The organism is Flavobacterium sp. GW821-FHT12A05 (assembly GCF_058807735.1).
Genome location: NZ_JBXAQY010000002.1, coordinates 735,278 through 754,617, shown reverse-complemented (window position 1 = coordinate 754,617; position 19,340 = coordinate 735,278). Strand labels below are relative to the sequence as shown.

14 protein-coding genes, 1 tRNA gene and 1 riboswitch are annotated in these 19,340 nt (G+C 34.2%); of the genes, 11 read left to right on the top strand and 4 right to left on the bottom strand.

The genetic code is table 11. From position 1 onward, the window contains the following. Positions 1 to 86 precede the first annotated feature (86 nt). The 4 genes from AC1RRQ_RS06565 (at position 87) to AC1RRQ_RS06550 (ending at position 8,777) form a co-directional block, all read left to right on the top strand. Complete coding sequence (locus tag AC1RRQ_RS06565) at positions 87 to 3,062, top strand: SusC/RagA family TonB-linked outer membrane protein (protein ID WP_493022208.1); 2,976 nt, start codon at positions 87 to 89, stop codon at positions 3,060 to 3,062. A gap of 35 nt (positions 3,063 to 3,097) precedes the next feature. Further along, positions 3,098 to 4,705 carry a RagB/SusD family nutrient uptake outer membrane protein gene (locus AC1RRQ_RS06560; protein ID WP_493022207.1) on the top strand — a complete coding sequence of 536 codons (1,608 nt, stop codon included), beginning with the start codon at positions 3,098 to 3,100 and terminating at the stop codon, positions 4,703 to 4,705. A gap of 20 nt (positions 4,706 to 4,725) precedes the next feature. After that, complete coding sequence (locus AC1RRQ_RS06555; protein WP_493022206.1) at positions 4,726 to 5,823, top strand: SusE domain-containing protein; 1,098 nt, start codon at positions 4,726 to 4,728, stop codon at positions 5,821 to 5,823. 83 nt (positions 5,824 to 5,906) lie between these two features. Continuing rightward, a complete protein-coding gene (locus tag AC1RRQ_RS06550) occupies positions 5,907 to 8,777 on the top strand; it encodes an alpha-amylase family glycosyl hydrolase (protein ID WP_493022205.1) in 2,871 nt (956 codons plus the stop codon). A 115-nt stretch (positions 8,778 to 8,892) separates the two neighbouring features. On the opposite strand, the gene AC1RRQ_RS06545 is transcribed toward AC1RRQ_RS06550, so the two are convergent. Continuing rightward, positions 8,893 to 9,120, bottom strand: coding sequence for a DUF6814 family protein (locus AC1RRQ_RS06545; protein WP_493022204.1), 228 nt, complete (start codon positions 9,118 to 9,120; stop codon positions 8,893 to 8,895). A gap of 11 nt (positions 9,121 to 9,131) precedes the next feature. Next, on the bottom strand, positions 9,132 to 10,628 hold the full coding sequence (locus tag AC1RRQ_RS06540) for an MFS transporter (RefSeq protein ID WP_493022203.1): 1,497 nt from the start codon (positions 10,626 to 10,628) through the stop codon (positions 9,132 to 9,134). 242 nt (positions 10,629 to 10,870) lie between these two features. Continuing rightward, positions 10,871 to 11,066, top strand: a riboswitch (cobalamin riboswitch). 103 nt (positions 11,067 to 11,169) lie between these two features. On the opposite strand from AC1RRQ_RS06540, the gene AC1RRQ_RS06535 reads away from it, so the two are divergent. Together AC1RRQ_RS06535 and AC1RRQ_RS06530 are read left to right on the top strand one after the other, a co-directional pair. Continuing rightward, the gene (locus tag AC1RRQ_RS06535) at positions 11,170 to 11,367 is read left to right on the top strand and encodes a hypothetical protein (RefSeq protein ID WP_493022202.1); all 198 of its coding nucleotides are present in this window, start codon (positions 11,170 to 11,172) and stop codon (positions 11,365 to 11,367) included. 33 nt (positions 11,368 to 11,400) lie between these two features. Beyond that, a complete protein-coding gene (locus tag AC1RRQ_RS06530) occupies positions 11,401 to 12,720 on the top strand; it encodes a DUF5074 domain-containing protein (RefSeq protein WP_493022201.1) in 1,320 nt (439 codons plus the stop codon). A 438-nt stretch (positions 12,721 to 13,158) separates the two neighbouring features. Here the strand turns inward: AC1RRQ_RS06530 and AC1RRQ_RS06525 are convergent, their stop codons facing one another. Together AC1RRQ_RS06525 and AC1RRQ_RS06520 are read right to left on the bottom strand one after the other, a co-directional pair. Continuing rightward, positions 13,159 to 14,739 (bottom strand): C1 family peptidase, encoded by a 1,581-nt coding sequence (locus AC1RRQ_RS06525; RefSeq protein WP_493022200.1) that lies wholly within the window; start codon positions 14,737 to 14,739, stop codon positions 13,159 to 13,161. A gap of 374 nt (positions 14,740 to 15,113) precedes the next feature. Further along, positions 15,114 to 15,189: transfer RNA gene (locus AC1RRQ_RS06520), tRNA-Phe, on the bottom strand. 104 nt (positions 15,190 to 15,293) lie between these two features. Here AC1RRQ_RS06520 and AC1RRQ_RS06515 point away from each other — a divergent pair. The 5 genes from AC1RRQ_RS06515 to AC1RRQ_RS06495 are packed head-to-tail and all read left to right on the top strand — an operon-like array spanning position 15,294 to position 19,319. Then, a complete protein-coding gene (locus AC1RRQ_RS06515) occupies positions 15,294 to 16,028 on the top strand; it encodes a type III pantothenate kinase (RefSeq protein ID WP_493022199.1) in 735 nt (244 codons plus the stop codon). Next, positions 16,021 to 17,250: a BamG family beta-barrel-assembly machinery protein gene (gene bamG / locus AC1RRQ_RS06510; protein WP_493022198.1), complete on the top strand. Its 1,230-nt coding sequence runs from the start codon at positions 16,021 to 16,023 to the stop codon at positions 17,248 to 17,250. Before AC1RRQ_RS06515 ends, bamG begins: the two co-directional genes overlap by 8 nt. A 52-nt stretch (positions 17,251 to 17,302) precedes the next feature. Beyond that, the gene (gene lptC, locus AC1RRQ_RS06505; RefSeq protein WP_493022197.1) at positions 17,303 to 17,860 is read left to right on the top strand and encodes an LPS export ABC transporter periplasmic protein LptC; all 558 of its coding nucleotides are present in this window, start codon (positions 17,303 to 17,305) and stop codon (positions 17,858 to 17,860) included. Between the two features lie 2 nt (positions 17,861 to 17,862). Beyond that, complete coding sequence (locus AC1RRQ_RS06500) at positions 17,863 to 18,054, top strand: hypothetical protein (protein WP_071636096.1); 192 nt, start codon at positions 17,863 to 17,865, stop codon at positions 18,052 to 18,054. 5 nt (positions 18,055 to 18,059) lie between these two features. Further along, positions 18,060 to 19,319, top strand: coding sequence for a hemolysin family protein (locus AC1RRQ_RS06495; protein WP_493022196.1), 1,260 nt, complete (start codon positions 18,060 to 18,062; stop codon positions 19,317 to 19,319). Positions 19,320 to 19,340 lie beyond the last annotated feature (21 nt).

Below are 19,340 nucleotides of genomic sequence, written 5' to 3'. Positions count from 1 at the left end.
GTTAATAAATTCATAATTTTGAAATTCGAAGTAAAATTAAAAACTTAACTAACAATCACAAACTCAAACTAATTTAAACAAAAAGTATGAAAACAATTTACAAAAAGTTGTTATTTTTATTCCTATTGTTGCCGTTTACAGTGTTAGCTCAAAACACTCTAAGCGGGACTGTTGTCGATAAAGCAACAGGTCAGCCAATACCGGGAGTAAACGTAAATGTACAAGGTGCTCCAAACGGTGCATCGACGGGATTTGATGGTAATTACCAGCTGTCAAATGTTAAAAACGGAAGTAAAATCGTTGTTTCTTTCATTGGATACAAAACTGCAACAATTGATTACACCGGCCAAAAAACATTAAACGTAACTTTAGAAGAAGATACTAACCAACTGAAAGAAGTTGTAGTACAAGTAGGTTACGGAACCGTTAAGAAAAAAGACGCAACAGGTTCTGTATCACAAATTTCTGCTAAAGAGTTCAATAAAGGAATTAACGTAACGCCTGAGAGTTTAATCAGCGGTCGTATTTCTGGTGTAAATGTTGTTGGCGGTGGTGCTCCGGGCGCTAAAGCAGATATTAGAATCCGTGGAGGATCTTCATTAAAAGCTTCTAACGAACCTTTAATAATTTTAGACGGACTTCCGTTAAGTAATGCGGTTCCTAGTGGTGCAACTAGTATCTTATCTACTATTGATCCTAATGATATTGAGTCTTTTACAGTTCTTAAAGATGCCTCTGCAGCAGCAATCTACGGATCTAGAGCAGCAAATGGTGTAATTGTAATTACAACTAAAAAAGGGACTAAAGGCGGTGTAAAAGTTAATTTCAGCTCACAAGTTGGTATTAATACAGTAGCTAATACAGTTGATGTGTTAAACGCAGATCAATTCCGTGATTTAGTTAATACAAAAGGTACAGCTGCTCAACAAGCATTAATGGGTAAAGCAAATACAAACTGGCAGGATGAAATTTTCCATACAGCTTTAACTACCAACAATAATATCTCTGTAAGCGGTTCTTTATTTAATAAATTGCCAGTACGTTTATCTGTTGGAAATGTTGATAATCCTGGAATCTTAAGAAACACTTCTTTTGAAAGAACTACGACATCGATATCGTTAAACCCGGTTTTATTTGATAATCACTTAAAAATTGATATCAACGGAAATTTAGCTTTTGCTAAAAATCAATTTCAAGACGAAGCAGCGATTATTGGCGGTGCTATCGGGTTTGATCCTACACAGCCTGTTTACGATGCAAATTCTCGTTATGGTGGCTATTTTGAATGGTTAGAACCAAACGGAAATTTACCATTATTGCCTTCAAGAAATCCGGTTGCGAGATTAAACTTAGAGGATAAAAGAGCTACATCTACCAGAAAATGGGGTAATGTTAGATTAGATTATAAATTCCATTTCTTCGAAGATTTAAGAATTATTGCAGAAGCAGGAATTGACAGATTTGATAGTAATGGATATAACAGACAAAGTACACAAAGTGCTTTAGGATATCAGCCAAATGCTTTTAGTACTGGAAACTGGGTGAATTTAGGAAACTACAATAGTTATACAAATGATCTTCAGAACAAGAACTTAAATACCTACTTTAACTATACTAAAGATTTAGGAAAGTTTAAAATTGATGCAACAGCTGGTTATAACTACCAAATGTTCCAAAAGCAGAAATATGAATCTGGAGAAACTACGCAGCCAACTCGTAATGAGTTAACGACTATTGATCCAGATGTTAATTTACAATCTTATTTTGGTCGTTTGACATTAAATTATGACAGTCGTTATTTATTAACACTGAATTATAGAAGAGACGGTACTTCTCGTTTCTCTAAAGAAAACAGATGGGGTAATTTTGGAGGAGCTGCTTTTGCATGGAATCTTGCTGAAGAGGCATTCTTAAAAGATAATCAAACTTTATCAAGCTTAAAATTAAGAGTTGGTTACGGTACAACCGGACAACAGGATATTGATGCTCAATATGATTACTTAAGAAGGGTTACACTTGGTACGATTAATTCTCAATATATTTTTGGTAATACTGTTTATAAAACAGCAAGACCAGAAGGATATAATGAAGATATTAAATGGGAAGAATTAGCCGAGATGAACGTTGGAGTTGATTTTGGATTCTTAAATGACAGAATTACAGGTACATTAAACTACTTTGATAAAAAATCGACTGATTTATTAGCAGATGTTGTAGTTCCTGATGGAGCAAATATTAGAAATACCGGAACATATAACGTTGGTAGTTTAAGAACTAAAGGAATCGAATTTAATATTCAGTCAGACATCATTAAAGGAGATAAATTGAATTGGAATGTTGCCTTTAATGCGACTTATCTCGATAGAAAAATTACAGATTTAGGTGTTACCGTTCCAGGTTTCTCTGGATACTTGGCCGGAGATAATATAGCTGGCGGCGGTGGAAATAAAATTCTGGTTAACTCTGTAGGTTATGCCCCTGAGTCATTTTTAGTGTATGAGCAATTATATGACGCTAATAAAAGACCAATTGCAGGAGCTTATGTAGACAGAAACGGAGATGGTAAAATTGATGATGGAGATCGTTACAGATACAAAAAACCAACAGCAGATTACACATTTGGATTGTTCTCTACTTTAAACTACAAAAAGTTTGATTTTACAATGAACTGGAGAGCTAGTTTAGGAAATTACATTTTTGATAATGTGAGTTCTAATTTAGGTTACTCAGATGCTGGTTTAAGAAGACAAACAGATTTATCTAACGTATCTTCAGATTATCTTAATACAGGATTTACTTTTGAAGATAATGGTACATCTCGTTATTTATCTAATTACTACATAAAAGATGCTTCTTTTATTAAGTTAGATAATGTTACCCTGGGGTATACTTTTGATAAAACATTATTAAAAGCAGCAAGTTTAAGATTTACTGCAGGTGTTCAAAATGTTTTTGTACTTACAAAGTATAACGGTTTAGATCCTGAGAAGTTTAATGGAATCGACAATAACGTTTATCCAAGAGCCAGAACATTCTTGTTTGGAGTAAATGCAAGTTTCTAATCGCGTACTGAAAAATAAATTTAAAAAGAAACAAAATGAAAATATCATTTAAATATATATCTTATTTTTTCCTATTCATTGTAGGATTAAGTATGACGTTGACTTCGTGTACTGACGATTTGAACGTGACACCACGTGATAAAAACGAATTTTTATCTGAGACCTTTTTTCAGGATCCGTCTTCATACAAACAAGTTTTAGCAAAATTATATGCTGGTTTATATGTAGGAGGTAATGACGGAGATGGTAAACCAGATATTGCGGGGCTTGGAGGAGACTTTAGCAGTTACTTAAGATTACTTTTTGTAACACAGGAACTTCCTACTGACGAATCAATTATTGCTTGGGCAGATGGTACTTTACCAACTTTAAATACACAAAACTGGTCGCCTGCAAACGAATTTTTAGCAGGAGCCTATTCTAGAGCATTCTATGAAATTAGTGTTGCAAATGAGTTTTTAAGACAAACTACAGAGGCAAAACTTAATGCAAGAGGTGTTGATGCAAATTTAAAAACTGAAATCGCTGCTTTTAGAGCAGAAGCTCGTTTTTTAAGAGCATTTTCATACTATAACTTAATGGACTTGTTTGGAAATGTGCCTATTACAACAGAAGCGGATCCGGTTGGACTTTTTTATCCGGTTCAAAGAACAAGAGCAGAAGTTTTTGCATTTATTGAAGCTGAATTAAAAGACTTAGATAATAGTTTAATTGCTTCAAAAGGAAATGAATACGGTAGAGTTGATAAAACAGCGGCTAAATTTTTATTAGCACAGATTTATTTAAATTCTAAAGTATATACAGGAGTAGACAAAAATAACGAAGCGGCAATATTGTGTAATGATATCATTACTAATTCAGGATACACATTTGCAGATGTTCCTTATAGATATTTATTTTCTGCAGATAATAACAGAAATGGAGCGCAAAGTGAATTTATTTTCCCTGTTATCAGCGACGGTAATGCGATTAGAGCTGTAGGTGGAGGAATGAGTTTTATTATTCATGCTTCTATTGGCGGTAGTATGAATTCTGCAAACCAAGGTATGGATGGCGGATGGCAAGGTACGAGAGCTCGTAAAGAGTTTGTAGCTCTTTTTCCTGATGCAGCAGCAACAGGTGATAAAAGAGGTACGTTCTATACAGATGGCCAGTCATTGGATATTAATAACGTTGGAACTTTTACAGATGGTTATGCAGTAACGAAATTCATTAATGTTAATTCTGACGGATCAAAAGCACAAAGACCTGATGTTCCAGACACTGATTTCCCAATGTATAGATTATCTGACGTTTACTTGATGTATGCTGAGGCTACAGTAAGAGGAGCTGCAGCAGGTAATTTAGCTGCATCTGTAAACTACATCAATAAGCTTAGAGCAAGAGCTCAGGCGGCACCTATTTCTAGCGGAGATTTAACTCTTGACTTTATTTTAGCAGAAAGAGGGCGTGAATTGTTTTGGGAATGTCATAGAAGAACTGATTTAATTCGTTTTGGAAAATTCACAGGAGGATCTAAAATCTGGCAATGGAAAGGCGGAGTTATGGCGGGTACAGCAACTGAATCTTATAGAGATTTAATGCCGATTCCTGCAAGAAATATTCAGGCAAACCCAACATTGAAGCAAAATCCAGGATATTAACACCTTTATAAAACAGTAAAATGAAAAATATATATAAAATTTTAATCGCATTTATTGGTGTATTGACGGTTTCATGTAATGCTGATGCTGTTGATGATAGACCAATTGTTGATGCTGTTTCGACACCTGAAATAACAGCACCTGCAACAGGAAAAGAGTTTGTCTTAGATGCAGATAAAGCTTCAGAAGAAGCAGCGAAATTTACATGGTCGAAAGCAGGATATTCTGCTTCTGTAGTAGTAAGTTATAAGTTGTTAATTGATAAAAAGGGAGGCGATTTTTCAAAAGCAATTACCCTTGAGACAACTAGTAATGCTACTGAAGTTTCAGTACTGGTTAAAGACTTAAATCAGGCTGCAATTGATCTTGGAGGACAAACAGAAGTGGCTTCATTATTTGATGTAAAAATAGCTTCGAATGTTTCTGGCGGCGTTCCTCAAATTTCTAAAACATTAATCACAATTAGCGTAACTCCTTACACAGGAAAAGTGGAGTATAATTTTAATGATTGGTACTTGGTAGGAGATGCAACAGCTTCAGGCTGGGATAACAATAAAGGAAATCAGATTTTATTTAGAAGTGCAAAAAACGCTAATGAATATACTTTTACAGGATTCTTTAAAGCAGGAGCATTTAAAGCTATAAAAATTTTAGGAAGCTGGGCGCCAATGTATGGTGGTGCAGATGGAACATTAGCGTATAGAGGAAAAGATTCTGATCCGGATCCGGCAAGTTTTGCAATTCCACTTGATGGATATTACACCTTTACAATGGATGTACAGAAATTGACTTACAAATTAACTCCTTATGATGCTACTGCTGCAAAATCGTTTACGACAGTTGGTATTATTGGAGATAGTACACCAAAAGGCTGGGATAACTCAACTCCTATGTTGAAGTCTTCTTTCAATGGACACGTTTGGAGTTTAGGCGTAACTGCTTTAAAAGACGGTGGTCTTAAATTTAGAGCAAATGACAGCTGGGATGTATCATGGGGAGGAACAACTCCATTTGCTGGAGGAGGAAACGGTGAAAACATACCAGTAGCAAAATCTAAATATGTAATTTATTTCAATGATTTAGATGGAAGTTACTTAATGATTCCTAATCAGGGGTAAGACTTTCTTAAATATTAAAATGGGGCTATCTGCTAGGATAGCCCTTTTTTAATCAGGCTAACTAACCAAATAACCACAACATTATGAAAAAAACTTTACTATCAATATTTTTATTGATGGGGGTAATGGCTTTTGCTCAAACTCAAACCGTTACTTATTCAATAAACCCGTCAACTTTTGAAGAGACTACACCAATTACCATTACTATTAATGGTAGTATTGATGAAGGCCAATGGGGAATTACAGATCACTCCTTGTATCTGTGGACTTGGGCTTTTGATACCAATGATACCACTCAAAAAGGAACTCCAAATAATGGTTCTTGGGATGCTTCAAGTGAAGCGAGCAAGTTTACGTATAATGCAGGTACCGATACTTATACCAAAACAATTACACCAACAACCTATTACAATACAACAGGAATTGGAAAAATTGGGTTTTTGGTTAAAGCAAAAAACGGAAATGGCGATAAAAAATCACAAGATATTTTAGTAGAAGTAGGCTCATTTCAAGTTTCTTTGACTTCACCAATAGAAAACAGCGCTTCCATTATAGCATCGGGTTCTAATTTTAATATTACGGCCACAAATACAAACGGTGCAGCGAGTTATTCTTTAAAAGCAAACGGAACAGTTATCAATACAAATGCAAGTACCGCAAGCTATTCTTATGCTCATGTTGGGATTACAAATAATCAGACTTATGAATTGAGTGTGACTCAGGCAGGAACTACCATTGTAAAAAAGTTTTCGGTTATAGTAAATCCAAATACGGTTTCGTTGGCAATGCCGGCAGGATTGGTTGACGGAATTAATTACAACCCAGCCGATGCGACAAAAGCAACTTTAGTTCTAGATGCACCTTTAAAAGATTTTGTTTACGTTGCCGGAAGTTTCAATAACTGGCAGCCAACTTCGGCGTATGCCATGAAAAAAGATCCAGTTTCAGGAAAATTTTGGCTGGAACTGACTGGATTGGTTTCGGGGGCAAATAATACGTATCAATATTGGGTTGTAGATGCAACACCGCTTGCTAATTCTCCGTCTTTAGTAAAAACGGCAGATCCTTATTCGACTTTGGTTTTATCTCCTTATGATGATCCGTCAATTCCGGCAAGTTCCTATCCAAATTTACCGGCTTATCCGGCAGGACAGCAATTTGAAGTTACAGTTCTTAAATCAGGGCAGACGTCTTATAACTGGCAGGTAACAAATTTTACAAAACCAGAAAAAGAAAAATTAGTTGTTTACGAAGTTTTAGTTCGTGATTTTGATGCAGCAAGAAATTACCAGAGTTTAATTGATAAGATCGATTATTTTAAAAATCTTAAGATAAATGCAATCGAATTAATGCCGGTAATGGAATTTGAAGGCAATGAAAGCTGGGGTTATAATACCTCATTTCACATGGCTTTGGACAAGTTTTATGGCACATCGGATAAATTAAAAGAATTGATCGATGTATGTCATCAAAACGGAATTGCCGTTATTCTGGATGTTGCCTTAAATCACGCTTTTGGAAGAAATCCAATGGTCAGGATGTGGATGAACGATCCTGACGGAGATGGTTTTGGTTCGCCAACAACAGAGAATCCTTATTTTAATACAGTTGCAAAACATACGTATAGTGTAGGGGAGGATTTTAATCATCAATCGGCTAGAACGCAATATTATGTAGAACGCGTCATTAAACAATGGATTCAGGAATATAAAATTGATGGTTTCCGTTGGGATTTAACAAAAGGTTTTACACAGGCTTGTACGGCTTCGGATGAAGCTTGTACCAATGCATATCAGCAGGATAGAGTGGATGTTTTAAAGAAATATGCGGATTATTCCTGGAGTTTAGACCCGACACATTATACTATTTTTGAGCATTTAGGAACTGAAGCTGAAGAAAAACAATGGGCAGATTATAAAATTTCTGAAACGCCAAGCAAAGGAATCATGATGTGGGGAAAAATGACAAAGGAATACAATCAGCTTTCAATGGGATATGTCACAGAAAGTAATATTTCGAAAATGTCAAGTGCCAATCGTGGTTTTGCCGCAAATCGTTTAATAGGTTATGCCGAAAGTCATGACGAAGAACGTTTGATGTATAAAAATGTACAATACGGAGCTGTAAACGGTACCTATAATGTAAAGACATTAAATACGGCTTTGTCAAGAATGTCTGCAATTGGAGCGGTTTCGTTATTAATTCCAGGGCCAAAAATGATTTGGCATTTTGGAGAGTTAGGATGGGAAAGTTCTATTTTTACCTGTAATAATAATTCTGTAAATACAGATTCAGATGCTGCGGCCGGAGATTGTAAATTAGATACAAAACCACAGCCTCAATGGGTCAACAATTGGTTAGGAAATTCAAATCGTAATAAAATTTATAACGATTGGGCTAAAATGATTACACTTAAAAAAACAGAGCCTGTTTTTTCTGGTACTTCGACAATTCCAAATGCTAATTCATTAACGGTAAACATTAAAATAACGAATGCCAGTTTGACTTCGGCACAATTAAAAGATGTTTTGATTCTGGCCAATTTTGATGTTACAGCTCAAAATGTTGCAACCGGTTTTCCGTATGCAGGAATCTGGGTTAATTTAATGGATAACACCACTATAAATGTTACGGATATAAATGCCCCGATAAATTTACCTCCGGGAGAATATAGAATTTACGGTAACAAACCAGCAAATTTAGCCATCGAAGATTTTGAAAAAGGAAATACGGTGAATTTGTTCCCAAATCCCGTTTCCAACTATTTTACTTTAAATACTGCTGTTGCAAAAGTTCAGGTTTTTTCAGTTTCCGGGCAGCTGGTTAAAAGTTTTGCTTCAAACGGAAATGTCGATTTTCAATTTGGCGTAAGCGAATTACAATCGGGATTATATGTTGTAAAAGCTTCAGATGAAAGCGGTAAAACGCAGGTAATGAAGTTTATTAAAAAATAAACATTAAAAATATATCTCTAACAGATTAAAGATTTGGTTTGGTTAGTAATGTGAAAGGGCTGTTCTATTGAAAAATAGACAGCCCTTTTCTGGTTTAGTTGTTTATTGTTTTTGTCTATTTCTTTTTATCGTTGTATTCTCCAATTACGGCGAAATAACCAAATGTTCCTAAACCTAAAACAATTAGCGGTGTTAGAATAAAAAGAATGATGATACCAAAGACTAAATCATCTTGTTGATCTGATAATAATTTAGGTAAGCCAAATTCAAACACGCAAAAGTAAGCAGCAGCAACTGCTAAAATAACCCATAAAACGCCTAAAGCCTGTTTGATTCTATCCATGTTCTAAAATGTTAAAGATGATTAATTTTATTTTTGTTGTCTATATAAACCATTCCAATTACAAAGCAGATCGAAGCAATAATAATAGGATACCAAAGTCCGTCGAGATAAAAATCGGTTTTTCCGGCTGCTTTCGCATGAGTTACAAAGTAGGTTGAAATTGCGGGCAGTAAACCTCCAAAGATTCCATTCCCTACATGATAGGGAAGTGACATAGAAGTATATCTGATTTTAGTTGGAAACATCTCAACTAAAAATGCGGCAATTGGACCATAAACCATTGTAACAAATAAAACCTGAATAAAAACTAAAAAAATTAAAGTCCATTCATCGCCGGAATTGATATTTATAGTGATAGTACTTTGAGATTTTTTATTATCAGCAAAATCTGTTTTCTTTTCGATATACGAAGTTCCATCCGTATAGGTTTTTGAAATAGTGGTAATTAGATCATTATTTTTAGTTTTTTCAACCTTTTGAGAGGTTTGTTCTACAATTTCGGTTTTGTAGCTCACATCGGTTGTGTTGTACATCATCTTATATATAGGTCTGTAGAATAAAATAGCGAGTAACATTCCAGACATCATGATGTATTTTCGACCAACTTTGTCGCTCAGCCATCCAAAAACAATAAAAAATGGAGTACCTATTAATAATGCAATTCCAAGTAAGCCGTCTACTTGCGAAGAGTCAATATTCATAACCGTTTTCATAAAGCTCATCGCATAGAATTGGCCTGTATACCAAACAACGCCTTGTCCCATTGTGGCGCCAAATAGTGCTAATAAAACAAATTTTAAATTGTATCGATTTCCAAAACTTTCTCTTAACGGATTTGTACTTGTGGTTCCTTCTTTTTTAGCTTTTGCAAACACAGGCGATTCGTCCATATTTTTTCTAATTAAATACGAAACCCCAAGCATTACGATCGAAACCCAAAATGGAACACGCCATCCCCAGGAATCAAAAGCCTCGGCCGAAAGTACATTTTTAGTAGCCAGAATCACCATCAAAGAAATAAACAAACCCACGGTTGCCGTGGTCTGAATCCAGGAGGTCCAATATCCTTTTTGTCCAACCGGAGCATGCTCTGCAACATAAGTCGCCGCACCGCCATATTCGCCGCCAAGGGCTAATCCCTGAAGTAATCTTAAAATCAAAACCAATAAAGGCGCCATAAAACCAATAGTTTCATAACTCGGAATACAGCCTATTAAAAAAGTAGAACCTCCCATTAACAATAAAGTAGCCATGAAAGTGTATTTTCGGCCAATAATATCTCCAAGTCTTCCAAAAAATAAAGCGCCAAAAGGTCTTACAACAAATCCAGCAGCAAAAGTCGCTAAAGTCGATAAAAAGGCAGCAGTTGGATTATCGCTGGGGAAAAATTTAGTAGAAATTACGACGGCTAAACTCCCAAAAATATAGAAATCATACCATTCAATCATTGTTCCCATAGAAGAGGCTGATATTACTTTCCAAATGCCTTTAGTAGAAGTTTTGCTCATAAAACGCTCTGTGTTTTTGATAATAAATAAAAATTTAAAATACGATTTTACGAATATATGAGATATTTTTTTATTTAGTTGATACTTTTTTAACAAAAAGTATTTAATTGTTGACTTTACGTTTCTTAGGTAATTCAATACTTGTTAATTCAAAATAAAGCAGATATTGATCCAGTATAATTGGTTTTTAAATGTCTGGAAGTATTGCTTTCTTAAGAAAGAAAACACTAGTTTTGCAGCTCAAATTTAAAGCAGAAAATGGTTGTCATATTTGAAAAAAAATATGGCATTAAAAGGGAATTTGGTGTAAATCCAAAACTGTCCCGCAGCTGTAAGCTCATTAACTGAAACCCTTTAATATGTCACTTTTCATTTTTTGAAAGGGAAGGCTGGGTGTAGGGAGCAAGTCAGAAGACCTGCCATTTTTATAGTAATAAATAGCTTTCGGGGATTGAAGCTTGAATTAAAACCAATACTTTTTATTCTATAGGATAAGAGTATTGTTTGGTTATTCTATTCTCGTAAGCTAAAAATAGAGTTTATGAGATTTTTTTTCTGCAAAAATGATATCGCAAAAGTAATTTCCTGTTGGATGTTTTTCTTTTCGATTCCTACTGTTTCTTCATTAAAAAAATCATTAAAACGTATCGTTGTACAAGATGTTTTGCTTTTTAAACAAAAGCAGACAAGAGTTTATTTTATTGAGCTTTTGCTAAAGGCGAACTGTACATCGGCTTAAAGATTTAAGTAATATAATTTTAAATATTTAATTATGAAAAACCAATTTTTTTCCAGGCAGTTACTTGCAATTGCTTCTTTAATGCTGTTAACAGTTTCATGTAATAATGATGATGATTTTACTGCACCTCCGGTAGTAAAAGGCGAACAGCAGTTAAAAGATACTTTAACCATTGGAAAAACACTAAAATTAAGCTCAAAAGTAGCAGATAGAAACAACGTTTCCTTTGAATGGGCTGTAGACGGAAAAGTAGTAGGGTCTGATTCTACTTATGTTTTTAAACCAGAAACAAGAGGAGATTTTAAAGTTACGATGACGGCTAAAAATAGCGGCGGAAATGTATCTCTAACTTATAATATTCATACATACGGAGCTTATGAAAATGGTTTTTTCATGATTAACGAAGGATGGTTCGGACACGGAACAGGAACAGTTGGGTTTTATAGATACGATACAAAAGCAATTGAAGACAGTGTTTTTGTAAAGGTGAATCCGGATAAGGATTTAAAACCAGAATCGTCTACATTAGAGTTTGGAACGATCTTTAATAAAAAACTATTCTTAGTTTCTAAAGTGGGCGGACCTGTTGTTGTGGCAGATGCTTATTCTCTTAAAGAAGAAAAAAGAATCCCGGCTCAAGGTGGAAATGACTGGCGTGCAGTAGTGGGAGTTGATGAAAATCAAGTATTGTTGACTTCTGGTAAAGGAATTTTTAAGCTTAATCTGAATACAATGGCGCTAAATGGTCAAATTGAAGGTGTTACAGGTCAGGTTGGAGATGTTGTTAAAGCGGGTAATTATATTTTTGCATTGTCTGCTTCAAAAGGAGTTATTGTGATTAATGCTTCGTCATTAGCAGTCGAAAAAGCGATTCCGGGTATGGTTCTGGGATTTGCCGTAACGGATGATAAAAAAGTATGGGCAGCTGGAGGTAAAAACCTTATCAGCATCGATTCTAATACTCTTGAAGTAAAAGAAATTCCGCTAGGTTTTCAGGCTTACGGAAGCTGGGGAGCTTGGCATCCAGGATCTATTACAGCAGCTAAAAATGATGTTTTTATTGCTAAAAACGGAAGCTGGAGCGGCGGTAAAGAAGTCTATAAATATACCGGTACTGCGGCATCTTTAACAGCGCCTTTTATTACGTTAACAAATTCGAACATATTATATGGTGCAGGAATTGGTTACGATCGCAAGAAAAATACTTTGGTTGTAAATACCGTAAATGAAGGATTTGGTGCGAATTTCGCAATCAATAATCTTTATTTATTCAATGCTGATTCTGGAGCTAAAACAGGAACCGTAAGTTTCTCAGGATATTATTTCCCTGCAGTTTCTGTATTTCATCAATAGTTTTTTTTTTTTTTACCGCAAAGAGCGCAAAGGTTTACGCAAAGTTCGCAAAGTTTTAATTTTTAAAAGGATGCAAAGAGCACAAAGCAACAGATTAAAAATTCGTGCTAATTTGTGTAATTTATGGCGAAAACAAAATCCTTTTAATCTGTATAATCTGTGACTAAAAATTTAACCGTAAAGAGCTAAGATTTTTATAAAAACAGTGCTTTCACAAAATTCAAAGTTCGCAAGGCTTTATATTGATAAGGCTTTGCGAACTTTTTTTTAGCCGCAGATTATACAGATTAAAATGATTTTTAAATCTGTAAATCTGTGGGCTATTCTTTTCTACTTTACAGTTAAATAAAAAACCTGTAAATTTTATTATAAGTGAATATTAATTTAATTTAAGAATAATTAGGTTTATATCTTCTTAATTTCATTTTCTTAGATTTACTATTCAAACCACTCCATTTTAGGTGTATTGCCATCAAAAGTGTCTATACCAATTTGCTTGCCATCTTTATAAAATCTAACATCACTCACACTACCTATAGTTCCAACAAGATGTATGTTAAAACGTCTTAATCGATTGATTCCTGATGGCATTTTAGTTGGCGTACCGCCGTCAGGGTCTACAAAAAATTGTCCATCTTTAATTCGGAAGCGTATAGTTTGGTCTTGATACAAAGGAATGTTGCCATAGTAGTTGCTAAAAAGATATTTGGATGCAGTTTTAGTAGTTTCTCCTAAGTCATTACTAGTATAACTCCATGGATCCAATCCTGCAATTGGTATATTGTAATATATAGTATTGCTTTTGCCACCGTATGCTCCATTCCATAATTCAAGCATAACACCTTTTACGGTATTAATCGGGTAGGTAGTTCCTTTGCTAGATTCTATTCGTATTCTGGCCTCAATAGTAAAATCTCCAGTTATGTCAATTCCATCATTAGATGGAGTCCAATAAGCAACATATAAAGAAGGAGTTGGGTATTGTTCATAAAGAGGTTTTGTTAGATTATTGTTCCAGTTTAATTCTCCATTGTTCATGAATGGTGCCATTTGATTTATGGAATAAACCAAATTGTCTGCGGGGAAATTAAAGTTTTTACGGAAGATGATATCACTTCCTCCTACATCATTTGTTCGTGTTAATAAATTGTCTTTTTGCAATACATACACGTCATTGTACATGGCTTGTTGTATTTTTTCGTAAGTAGCCCAGATATAGCCATTTTCGCCCCAGTTTGGCCCCCAGGAATTTAGAAGTCTAAAAGCTTGTTTTTCATTATCATATCCGGTTAAAACTACAGCATGACCACCATAATAACCACTATTGTTTGTATCCCATAATCTAAGAGAATAAGAGGTAAAATTACCATCAGCAGCTATTGCAATTATTACCGGATTGCCATTTGAAATTTGTTCTTTAATTTGATCTAGTGAAGGCTTTCCGTCTGCAGATGTTAATCTGTAGTAATCGTTTATTCTGTTTTTTTTCGCATTGTTTAATTGAGCATTAGTTGGCAAAACACCACAAGGTACATTGCCCATATCGGTGAAACTTGTTGTTCCTTCAGTTTTTAAAGCATCAAGAACTTCAATAAACTGTGCACCACTGTCGCAGCTATTTTTAAAAGACTTGTATTTTTCATGTAAATAGTCTCCGCTTGCATATACATTATAATTTGGTCTGCCATCTGTTAATGTTTTTGATTTACTATTTAGAATAGTACGGGCATGTGCAATTGCATAAGAAACACAAGCGCCTTTACTGCCTTGATTAAGAGCGGCTGGCAGTTCTGGCAAAACATACTTATTAGGTAGAGTTCCTTTTTTTGTTAACGAAGATATTTCAAGTTCTTTAATTTGAGCCAGCTGTTCAGGTGTAGATGGAATATACCCGGTGGCTCTATCTTCACTTGTGATACTCGATTTTTCAATATCCTGTGAAAGATCATCTTTTTGGCAAGATTGAATAGTTAAGGTGCCTAATAGCACTAATACTAAATTTTTAATTGTTTTTTTCATGGTTATGATAGTTTAAAAATTAAACAACAATAATATGAAAAAAAATAATTAAAAAATAATATTTTACCTACATTTTTATTTTGTTAATGTAAATAAAAGACTACTATTTATAAATGCTAATTTGTAACTTGCCGTAAGGTTAAAAATAAAAAAATCACTTAAAAAGAATAATTAATGAAAAGATTTTGTTTCAAAGACAGCAAAATAAAAACATAAAGTTCGCAAAGCCTGATATAAAGCTTTACGAACTTTGTGTTTTTTGAATCTATTTTTAATTAAAAAACCTTAGCGTTCTTTGCGGTAAAAAAACGGAGGTTAAATTTTTTATAGGAAAGTATTAAAAACAAAAAACCCGAATATTGCTATTCGGGTTTTGGTGGTACCTCCAGGGATCGAACCAGGGACACATGGATTTTCAGTCCATTGCTCTACCATCTGAGCTAAGGTACCGGCTTGTGCTCAATGCGGGTGCAAAGATAGAATCATTTTCCGTTTATCCAAAACATTTTTAAAAAAAAATCTATTCGTATCTTCGCAGAAACAAAAAAGGAAAAATGATTTTAACTGTTGATGTTGGAAACACAAGAATTAAAGCGGCTGTCTTTGAGGGAGCTACTATTCTGGAGAATTTCATTTTTGATAAAAATGAACTCGAAGAAAAAATTAAAAAAATTTTAGAAAAATTTCAAAATTGCTCAGATTTGGTTATAGCTTCGGTTGGAAACATCGAAAAACAATCTTTTTTAGCTTTCGAAAAGCAGCTAAATGTTCATTTTTTTACGCATGAAGATGTTTTTCCTTTTCATAATAAATATGCAACGCCAAAAACTTTAGGAATTGACCGTATGATTTTGGCAGCGGGAGCCACTTTACAGTTTCCAAAACAAAATAGATTGGTTATAGATGCCGGAACTTGCATAACCTACGATTTTATCGACGAAAACGACAATTATCTGGGTGGTGCGATCTCTCCGGGGCTTCGCCTGCGTTATGAATCTTTGCATCATTACACGGCCAGACTGCCTTTGCTGACTTTTGAAATACCCGAATCGTATGTTGGAAACTCAACCGCACAGGCGATTCACTCTGGCGTTGTAAATGGCTTCGTCTATGAGATTGACGGTTTTATCGATGAATATCGCGCAAACTTTTCAAATTTTATAATAATTTTAACGGGAGGTGATGCAGATTTTTTGGCTAAACGATTAAAAAATACCATATTTGCCAATTCAAATTTCCTTCTGGAGAGTTTGAGTCAAACATTTCAATATAAAATCGAAAATGATTAAAAAAATTATAATAGGCGCTTGTTTGCTTATATCGTTCGTTTCTTTTGCTCAACAAGGTACTGCATCGCCTTATTCTTTTTATGGAATTGGGGATATAAAATTTAAAGGTACACAAGAGTTTAGATCTATGGCAGGCGTTGCAGTTGAGCAGGATAGTATTCACTTGAATATTGATAATCCATCAAGTTATGCCAGTTTGATTCAGACCACTTTTACTGTTGGAGCAACTTTTGGAACTTCAACATTAAAAACAGATGTAGAATCTGCAAAAGCACAAAGAACAACTTTCGATTATTTAGCAGTTGGAATTCCAATAGGAAAATTTGGAGCGTCTTTTGGTTTAGTTCCGTTATCATCTGTAGGATATAAAATTCTTAACGATAATACTGCGACAGAAGGAGCAGTAAGTTCTCAATTAAGCGGGCAGGGAGGTATCAATAAAGTATACTTTGGTTTAGCCTATAAAATTAAGCCAAACTGGAATATTGGAGCAGATGTTCAGTATAACTTCGGAAAAATTACAACAACAAGTTTAGAAGCCGTAACAGGTGTTCAAAATAGTACTCAGGAAGTAAATGTTTCTACTTTATCAGGTATTAATTTTGATATTGGTACTATGTACGAAGCAAAACTGTATAAAAAAGTAAATTTATTTACCAGTTTGAGCTATGCTTTTAAAAGTGATTTAAATTCTGATAGTACAAGAGAAATCACTGTAAGCGGCGATCCGGATCCTTATACGTATGCACCTGAATCACAAAAATTAAAACTTCCTAGTAAATTAACTATTGGAGTTGGTATTGGTGAAGCAAGAAAATGGCTTGTAGGTACTACATTGGCTTTTCAAGGAGAAGGTCAGTTAACAAATTATTACAATGCATCTCAAAACGTTCGTTACGAGAAATATGCTAAGTATGCCGTAGGAGGTTATTACATTCCAAACTATACTTCTTTTACAAGTTACCTAAGCAGAATTACTTACCGTGCCGGATTGAAATATGAGAAAATTGGTTTAATCGTGAATAACGAATCAATAAGCGATGTAGGAATGAGTTTAGGAGCAGGAATTCCAATTCCGGGTTACTTTTCAAATTTAAATCTTGGAGTTGAATTTGGTAAAAGAGGAACAGTATCTTCAAACTTAGTTCAGGAAAACTATGTAAACTTTAGTATAGGATTCTCTTTCAACGACAAATGGTTTGTGAAGAGTAAATTCAACTAAACATAAAGACTTATGTTTTTATAAGCTCATTACAATTTATTACATTTGGCAAATGAATTTACCAAAGAGATATATTATAAACGCTGTCACAGTTATTGCTGTGACACTGTTTTTTGGATGCGAAAGTAATTTTAAAGATGTTCAGAAAATTAACTTCTCTGAGTTCGTTCCCGGAAGTGATGCCGATACTGTAAACATCAAATACACCGATTCGGGAAAAATTACCGCAGTTTTGATAAGCCCAAAAATGCTTGATTATTCCAATCTCGAATTTCCTTTTACAGAATTCCCAAAAGGAATTGATGTTACTTTATATGATAAAAAACAAAAGCGTACTTTTATAAGATCAAATTATGCTGTTTCCTATAAATCTACGCAGATAATTGATTTACAGGGAAAAGTAAAAATTACATCAGAAGCCGGGCAGGTTTTAGAAACTGAACAATTGTTTTTTGATCAAAAAAATGAATGGTTTTATACCGAAAGAAAATTTAAGCTTACAGATGCTAAGGGAGTTTCTTTTGGTCAGGGAATTGATTTTAGTAAAGATTTTAAAGTGATTAATTCGCAGCGAATAAGCGGTGAATTTGAAACAGAAGAAGAATTATAATTATGGGTTATTTAAAATACACACAATACGTTTATATCTTATTTGCAGTTTACTTTATTTATGATGGAGTAGTAAAACTGAATGAGAACAATGAAGGTTATCCTTTAAGTTTTGTTATTGCCGGAATGGCAATTTTTATGTTTTTCTTCAGGAGAAGATTTCTTAATAAGTACAACGACCGAAATAAAAAATAATAAAAATGGAAATTAGTATTATAATACTATGTTTAATACTATCAGCCTTTTTTTCAGGAATGGAAATAGCCTTTATTTCCTCCAATAAAATTTATCTTGGAATTGAAAAGAAACAAGATAATTTTCTGTCTCAAATTTTAACCAAACTTACCGAAAACCCTTCAAAGTTTATAGCTTCAATGCTTATTGGCAACAATGTAGCGCTGGTTATTTACGGTTTTTATATGGGAGATGTCGCCCTTGCGTGGATAACTGGTTTTGGTTTTCAGTTTTCAAACCTGACCACTATTTTGGTTCAGACTGTAATTTCGACTTTTATAGTTTTAATTACAGCCGAATTTTTTCCAAAAGTGTTTTTTCAGATTTATGCTAATTCTCTAATTAAGATTTTTGCAGTTCCGGCTTATTTGTTCTACAGGCTTTTTTATTATATCTCGACATTCTTCATTTGGATATCCGACTTTATTTTGAGAAAGTTTTTTAAAACCGAAGGCGATCAGGTGCAATTGTACTTTAGTAAAATCGAACTCGGAAATTACATTACAGAACAAATGAATTCTGTTGAAGATGATGATGAAGTCGATTCTGAAATTCAGATTTTTCAGAATGCATTAGAATTTTCGGGAGTAAAGGCACGCGATATCATGACGCCCAGAACAGAGATTGTTGCAATAGATTTATTTGAAAGCGTTTCGGATTTAAAAGATCTTTTTGTAGAAACCGGATATTCAAAAATCGTAGTAAGCCAAAATTCTCTTGATGATATTGTAGGATACGTACACTCATTTGATTTGTTTAAAAAACCAAAAACAATTAAATCAGTCTTAATGACGGTTGAATTTGTTCCGGAAACGATTCTGATAAAAGATGCTTTGAGTACTTTAATAAAAAAACGAAAAAATGTAGCCGTAGTTTTAGATGAATACGGGGGAACTTCGGGAATCATTACGATAGAAGACATTGTCGAAGAGCTTTTTGGAGAAATCGAAGACGAGCACGATTTAGACGAAGAATTGATAGAACAGGATTTAGGAGATGGTAAGTATTTGTTTTCTACTCGATTAGATGTGGAGTATTTAAATGAAACCTATAAACTCATGATTCCAGAAGAAGATTCGTACGGCACTTTAGGCGGTTTTATTGTAAATTCGACAAAAGAAATTCCGCAAAAAGGCGATAAAATTGTGATTGACAGGTTTCATTTCAAGATAGAACAGGCATCAAATAAGAAAATTGAGTTGGTCAAAATGACAATAAAAGACTGAATTTTGTAAGAATTAAAAAAA